We start from the raw sequence: 6,000 nt of genomic DNA, 5'->3' as shown, positions 1-6,000 counted from the left end.
AAATGGAGACTGAACTATCACAAAAAGAAATGTATATTTTTCACAAGTATATAAGTAATATTGATAGAAGAATTAATGCTATCTGAAAATTTCGATTCTATTATTTTAATTCCTTTAAAGAAAAGTTTGCTTATGGTGCATATGCTTATAATTTATCAAATATGAAGTGTAGAAAATTCTTAAGTATACTAGCGCACATATTATTGATTTGTCAATCTAAGGATATATCTCAAGAAAAATTAGGAATGATTAATGATAACATTGAAAATATTACTTTTTTATATAGAGAGGATATTATTGAATATAAAGAAATGAATTATGGTTGGAAAGAATTTCTGAATTCATTAAATACTATGTCAATGTTGAATTTTGAGATTGAAGAAATAATGCCCTCTGAGGAGGAGTTCGTTGAGGGTTCTATAGGGAAGGGGGACAGTAGAGCATTTACTATTGATGATTACTTATGGAAGCGTAAGAGGGATGGGCTAAATGAAGAGGAATTACCAGATTTCGGTGAGATAGTACATGATTAAAATTAAGATTTGTTAATTCAGATTATATAGTTCTTAAAGAAAGACAGTGGTCGCACTTTTATGTTATTTCTTAAGGTTCTATACAGAAATCAGGATCTTCGTGAGTCTAATTGGATTCATGAAAATCCTATTTGTTTAAAAGTTCAAAATGCTAACACAGGAGCGAGGTGCGCCGCTTGAACGAAAAGAACGGAACGGAGCTTGCCACCTTTGCAGGAGGCTGCTTTTGGTGCATGATCAAGCCCTTTGACGAGCTGCCGGGCATTGTCTCACTGGTATCCGGGTATACGGGCGGTCACACGGTTAATCCGACTTATGAGGAAGTGGGTACGGAAACGACGGGGCATGTGGAGGCTGTGCAGATTACATTTGAGCCGGCGGTGTTCCCGTATGAGCGGCTGCTGGACATTTATTGGCAGCTGATTGATCCGACAGATAAGGGCGGGCAATTCATGGACCGGGGATATTCCTACCGGACGGCGATCTTTGTGCATAATGATGAGCAGCGGAAAAAGGCGGAGGCGTCCAGGACAGCGCTCCAGGCGAGTAAAAGATTCAAGGATCCGATTGTGACGGAGATTCTTCCCGCTGCTCCATTTTACACGGCTGAGTCTATGCATCAGGATTATTATAAAACCCATCCCTTGGATTATAAGCTCTATCTGAAGGGTTCGGGCCGGGACGAATTCCTGGAGCAGCACTGGAACAGCCGTGAGGATCAAAAACGCCTGAAGAGTCAGCTGACCCGGCTCCAATATGAGGTCACGCAGCATAAGGCGACAGAGCCGCCGTATGAGAATGAGTACTGGAACGAATTTCGTGACGGCGTTTATGTGGATGTGATCAGTGGCGCCCCGCTGTTTAGCTCGGCGGACAAGTTCGATTCCGCCACCGGCTGGCCCAGCTTCACTGGTCCGATTGCCGAAGGGCTGATACGGCGTGAAGCTGACTATAGCGGCGGAGAGGTCCGGACGGCACTGCGCAGCAGGCTGAGCGGAGCCTATCTGGGCCACTTGTTCTTCGATGGGCCGGAGCCGGCGAACCAGCACTACCGGGTCAACTCTGCCGCGCTGCGGTTCATCCCGAAGGAGGAGCTGGAGGCGAACGGGCTGGGGCGGTATCTGGAGCTGTTAAAATGATCGTAGTAATTTACGTCTGGCTGGTTAGTGATAAAATGGAAGATGCTGAAATACATATGAATCGCTGGAGGAATGCAGGATGGATATGGAGCAGACTATCGAATCATTAATGGACGAGGCAGAGGTATCTTTTATCGGATCTGTGGATGCAGAAGGGTTTCCGAATATGAAGGCCATGCTGCCGCCGCGCAAAAGGGAAGGAATGCAGGTCTTTTATTTCACGACCAATACCTCATCCATGCGGGTCAGACAGTATAGGGAGCATCCGCAGGCTTGTGTGTACTTTTGCAATCCGCGCACATTTAAAGGCTTCATGCTGAGAGGCATCATGGAGGTGCTGGAGGACCAGGCTTCCAAGGAAATGATCTGGCGTGAGGGCGATACGGATTATTATTCGCTGGGCGTAACGGACCCGGATTATTGCGTCCTGAAATTCACAGCAGAAAATGGGCGGTTCTACAGCCATTTTCATTCAGATAATTTCGATGTGCCCGTGATGAGTGAAATCTAATCTATAGGGGGACGGCTGGAATATGAAGCATCTTTTACTCCAATATATGACCCGGCTGACTTCTTTGAGTACTGAAGAGCAGCAGGCGATTCTGGATGAAATCCTTGTCGAGGAATACAGCAAGGGAGATGTTCTGCTGCGGCAGGGAGAGGTTCCAGACTATTGCTATTTTGTCCTAAAGGGATGCGTGCGGCAGCATGCAGTTGATGTTATGGGCCGGGATATCACCTCCAACTTCTACACAGAGGAGCAGGCGATTTCCATCTTCAATGCGCATAAGCCGGATAAAACGTCGGAGTATACCCTGACCTGTCTGGAGGACTGTACATTAGTGGTCGGCCCGCTGAACACTGAGAAGGCGATGTACACCAAACATACACAACTCGAAACTATGACCCGTCAGATGATTGAACAGAGCTTCGGTCAGATGCAGGAGGAATTCGCCGCTTTTATTGCCTCTTCTCCCGAAGACCGCCTGAAGGCTCTCCTTCACAAAAGACCCGCACTGATCAGCCGTGTCCCCCAGCATCAGTTGGCTAGTTATCTCGGAATAACGCCGGAATCACTGAGCCGGATCAAGAAGCGGATTCAGCGCGAACCCGCGGGTCCGGGACTCTGAACAGCAGCCATAGGCCAAGGCCCAGCTCTCCCGCTGTCATAGGCAGCATAAATACCCATTTGACTACTTTTATAAATTCTTCATACTCAGGAACGAGTGTGCTGCTCAGATGGAGCAAGATATAACCTGCCCCAGCCAACAGCAACAGAACACTAATAATCTTCGGGATATTCCCTGATTGAAAGGCCAGCAGGCCCACTGTGAGCAAATGCCCCCCAAACAGAATCAAGCCGATCGACCACACCGCTTCAAAAGCGTGAAGAAAAAGCATCATCTCCGCCTGCAGCTCCTGCGGTGTGAAGCCGATCAGTGCCTGACTCCTGCTGTCTGTAAGAAGCGAGACGACAACCAGGCTGGAGACAGCAACCCCCAATACCGCGGTATAGGACAGGCGCAGCCATGCGCCCAGCAGGGACAGTGCGTGCTGCACAGGCTGCAGAACCGTATATAATGCCCATGCGGCTGCAATGTCGCAGGCTAATATCAGCACCCATCCCAGAATTTCAGCCCTGAATAGCAGGGGAGAAGCTTGCAGGTTGCCGAAGGTAGCGGCTGGATCTCCCTCCACCACAAGACTCCCATGAACATATCCATACGAAAATGCGGCGGCCACCGCCATCACAAGTAGTGAAATTCCCCCAGTTCGTGCCACTGCTGCAGTCATTAACACAACCCCCTCTAATTGATTCTGGTTCCATTGTACAAAGAGGGTAAGGAGGGGGCATTGACTTAAGTCAAGGGAGTTCAGATGAGGGATGCAAAAGCGCCTGGTATCGAAGTCAAGCCGGGATAACGCAAGGTTGGTGAAACCGTACCTCAAGCAAAGGTGAAATTGTAGGCCATGCAGAATATTTGAAAGAGGGTATCAAAGTTACAAAGCGTTGTGGAAAAGTTCTATATCATGGAGGGTTAAATATGAACAGTTATCAAAAAGAAACGGTAAAGATTAAACATCATGGGAGAGAAGTTTTTGGTGTCTCTTACATGCCTAATAAGAAAAAGTGTCCCGTCGTGATCTTCAGCCATGGTTTTAATGGAATAAATGAAGACTTCGCTATGAATAGTGACTATTTAGCAAAGAATGGTGTGGGCGCCTATGGTTTCGACTTTTGTGGAGGCTCCGTAAACTCAAAGAGTGACCTTAGGACCAATGAAATGTCTATATTTACAGAAAAGGAAGATCTATGCGCTGTCGTTGAGAACATAAAAACTTGGGAGAATGTTGATCCTGATAATATCTTTTTATTTGGAGGAAGCCAGGGAGGATTAGTATCTGCATTAGTAGCTGATGAGTATATAAAAGATATTAAAGGACTTTTATTGCTATTTCCAGCACTGTGTATTGTAGCTGACTGGAATAAAAAGTTTCCAACACTGGGGAGCATTCCTGATGCGTATGAGCTGTGGGAAGTTCAATTGGGGAGAGTGTTTTTTGAATCCATTCATGAATATGATGTATTTGACCATATTGGCCAATTCGATAAAAATGTTTTGATTTTTCATGGGGATCAGGATGATATTGTGTCACTTGAATATGGGAAGAAGGCGTCAATGATATACCCTCATGCTAGAATTGAAGTGTTTCCTGGAGAAGGTCACGGTTTTTCAGAAGCTGGTAATCAAAGAGTCGCTGAGATGACATATGAATTTATAAAAGCAAATATCTAATCTCTAAATGAAATAGATATTATTCCCGGTCTCTGTCTAGGTCTGGGCAGAGGCGCTCATGAGCGTATCATGCTTTGGCAACTCAAGTCTGGAGGGGGTTACTTATGCAAAATCGAATTCATACGCCCGGTCCTGTGCTTGGCAGCGACGGCGTTTTGCTGCAGCGCGGTTACTCGACCCAAGCCGTGCTTACCTTCAATCGGGACGCAATCAAGGCACCACCCTGGCGAGTGAAGGAATGGGACTTCTATCAAGTGTCGAACGATCAGTATGGCTTGCAGATGACTATAGGGCATGTCTCCTACGCCGGCGATGTATCCGTGAAGCTCTTCGAGTTTGAGACTGGTAAACGGTACGATATATCGAACATGCTTATATTGCCATTCGGGCGTTTGAATATGCCGGCAACGGCCGAGCAAGGCGATCTGACGTATCAGAAAAAAGGCTTCCTCATGCAGTTTCAAGTGATGGACGGAGAGCGCAGACTTATTTGCAAGTCCGCTGGCAACGGCAAGCAGTTACCGATCGACATCGATATTCGGCTAATCCAGCCTGATTCTACCTCGATTGTGATGGCAACGCCATTTGATGAGGATAGTCGTTTTTTCTATTACAATCATAAAATCAATTGTATGCCTGCTAACGGTTTTGCCCGAATAGGGGAACAGGAATATCGCTTCGAAGCCGATACCGCCTTCGGGCTTCTCGATTGGGGCCGGGGGGTATGGCCTTTCAGTCACGAGTGGTTCTGGGGAAGCGGCAGCGGTTATGCCTTCGGCAAACGGTTCGGCTTTAACATCGGCTATGGCTTCGGTAACACATCTGCCGCCACGGAGAACATCTTGTTCTATGACGGCGAAGCGCATAAGATCGGCCAAGTTCACTTCGATCTGCAAGGAGGCGGTGGTTACATGGCCAGGAAAACCTTCATCAGCGAAGATGGGCGATTCGAAATGGAGTTCAAGCCGATCTATGATCGGTACACGGAAATGAAACTGAAAATTATCGATACGCATTGCCACCAGATTTTCGGGAAGTTTAACGGGAAGGCCGTTTTAGACGACGGTACGGTAATCGAGGTTAAGGATCTCGTGGCCTTTGCGGAACATGCGGTCAACCGGTGGTAAAGGGACTTAACGCGATCGGCTTGCGCAGTTTCATATTCCCGGGTTATATATCCGCTTCGGCCATTTGATCTGCAACGTAGCTAGATTGAGAAGTGAGAGGCTAAAGATCTGTTTTTTAGGAGGAATTACAGTAAGGATATTAATTGTTATATTCTCAGCGTTAAAAATATTAACTATACGGGGGATTCGACGATGCCGCTATTCAAGGGTTTCAAGACGGGGTAAAGGCGGATCGTCTAGCGTTCTTGGATGAATTTATAACCAATTTCTTCGCCACTGGGGGAAAGAACGGACTTGGTAAACGAAGCGTTCCGTTTATACAATCGCGTTATTGCGGCTTTTGCTTCGCCGAAAGGCACGCTTGATTTTAGCTGCACCGATTTCTGTGTGGACCTTGAGACTG

The 6,000-nt window shown here is 46.8% G+C and carries 7 protein-coding genes and 1 pseudogene; 7 read left to right on the top strand and 1 reads right to left on the bottom strand.

From position 1 onward, the window contains the following. The first annotated feature begins 245 nt into the window (after window positions 1-245). The 4 genes from A3849_RS07830 (at window position 246) to A3849_RS07815 (ending at window position 2,802) form a co-directional block, all read left to right on the top strand. Window positions 246-533, top strand: coding sequence for a hypothetical protein (locus A3849_RS07830; RefSeq protein WP_074110903.1), 288 nt, complete (start codon window positions 246-248; stop codon window positions 531-533). Window positions 534-709: 176 nt separating this feature from the next. Continuing rightward, window positions 710-1,672 carry a peptide-methionine (S)-S-oxide reductase MsrA gene (msrA, locus tag A3849_RS07825; RefSeq protein WP_074110902.1) on the top strand — a complete coding sequence of 321 codons (963 nt, stop codon included), beginning with the start codon at window positions 710-712 and terminating at the stop codon, window positions 1,670-1,672. Between the two features lie 79 nt (window positions 1,673-1,751). Further along, window positions 1,752-2,183, top strand: coding sequence for a pyridoxamine 5'-phosphate oxidase family protein (locus A3849_RS07820; protein WP_074110901.1), 432 nt, complete (start codon window positions 1,752-1,754; stop codon window positions 2,181-2,183). Between the two features lie 22 nt (window positions 2,184-2,205). Further along, window positions 2,206-2,802: a Crp/Fnr family transcriptional regulator gene (locus A3849_RS07815; protein ID WP_074110900.1), complete on the top strand. Its 597-nt coding sequence runs from the start codon at window positions 2,206-2,208 to the stop codon at window positions 2,800-2,802. Here the strand turns inward: A3849_RS07815 and A3849_RS07810 are convergent. Then, entirely contained in the window at window positions 2,759-3,466 is a 708-nt protein-coding gene (locus A3849_RS07810; protein WP_074110899.1) for a DUF4386 domain-containing protein, read from the bottom strand. The two genes, A3849_RS07815 and A3849_RS07810, sit on opposite strands and share 44 nt — an antisense overlap. A 251-nt stretch (window positions 3,467-3,717) precedes the next feature. Between A3849_RS07810 and A3849_RS07805 the strand changes: the two genes are divergently transcribed. The 3 genes and pseudogenes from A3849_RS07805 to A3849_RS07795 form a co-directional block, all read left to right on the top strand. Further along, the gene (locus tag A3849_RS07805) at window positions 3,718-4,470 is read left to right on the top strand and encodes an alpha/beta hydrolase family protein (RefSeq protein WP_074110898.1); all 753 of its coding nucleotides are present in this window, start codon (window positions 3,718-3,720) and stop codon (window positions 4,468-4,470) included. Between the two features lie 104 nt (window positions 4,471-4,574). Further along, the gene (locus A3849_RS07800; RefSeq protein ID WP_074110897.1) at window positions 4,575-5,597 is read left to right on the top strand and encodes a DUF2804 domain-containing protein; all 1,023 of its coding nucleotides are present in this window, start codon (window positions 4,575-4,577) and stop codon (window positions 5,595-5,597) included. 179 nt (window positions 5,598-5,776) lie between these two features. After that, window positions 5,777-5,996, top strand: a pseudogene (locus A3849_RS07795) (alpha/beta hydrolase); the annotation flags it as partial. Window positions 5,997-6,000 lie beyond the last annotated feature (4 nt).

It is taken from the genome of Paenibacillus sp. P46E, assembly GCF_001909095.1.
Classification (GTDB): domain Bacteria; phylum Bacillota; class Bacilli; order Paenibacillales; family Paenibacillaceae; genus Paenibacillus_AQ; species Paenibacillus_AQ helianthi.
The sequence above is the reverse complement of the archived record's forward strand: the minus strand, read 5'-3'. Positions and strand labels throughout refer to the sequence as shown.

Excerpts from the sequence above, each read along its gene's own strand:
- A3849_RS07830 (WP_074110903.1), top strand. The coding sequence starts at position 246 with ATGATTAATGATAACATTGAAAATATTACTTTTTTATATAGAGAGGAT.
- A3849_RS07820 (WP_074110901.1), top strand. The coding sequence starts at position 1,752 with ATGGATATGGAGCAGACTATCGAATCATTAATGGACGAGGCAGAGGTA.
- A3849_RS07815 (WP_074110900.1), top strand. The coding sequence starts at position 2,206 with ATGAAGCATCTTTTACTCCAATATATGACCCGGCTGACTTCTTTGAGT.
- A3849_RS07810 (WP_074110899.1), bottom strand. The coding sequence starts at position 3,466 with ATGACTGCAGCAGTGGCACGAACTGGGGGAATTTCACTACTTGTGATG.
- A3849_RS07805 (WP_074110898.1), top strand. The coding sequence starts at position 3,718 with ATGAACAGTTATCAAAAAGAAACGGTAAAGATTAAACATCATGGGAGA.
- A3849_RS07800 (WP_074110897.1), top strand. The coding sequence starts at position 4,575 with ATGCAAAATCGAATTCATACGCCCGGTCCTGTGCTTGGCAGCGACGGC.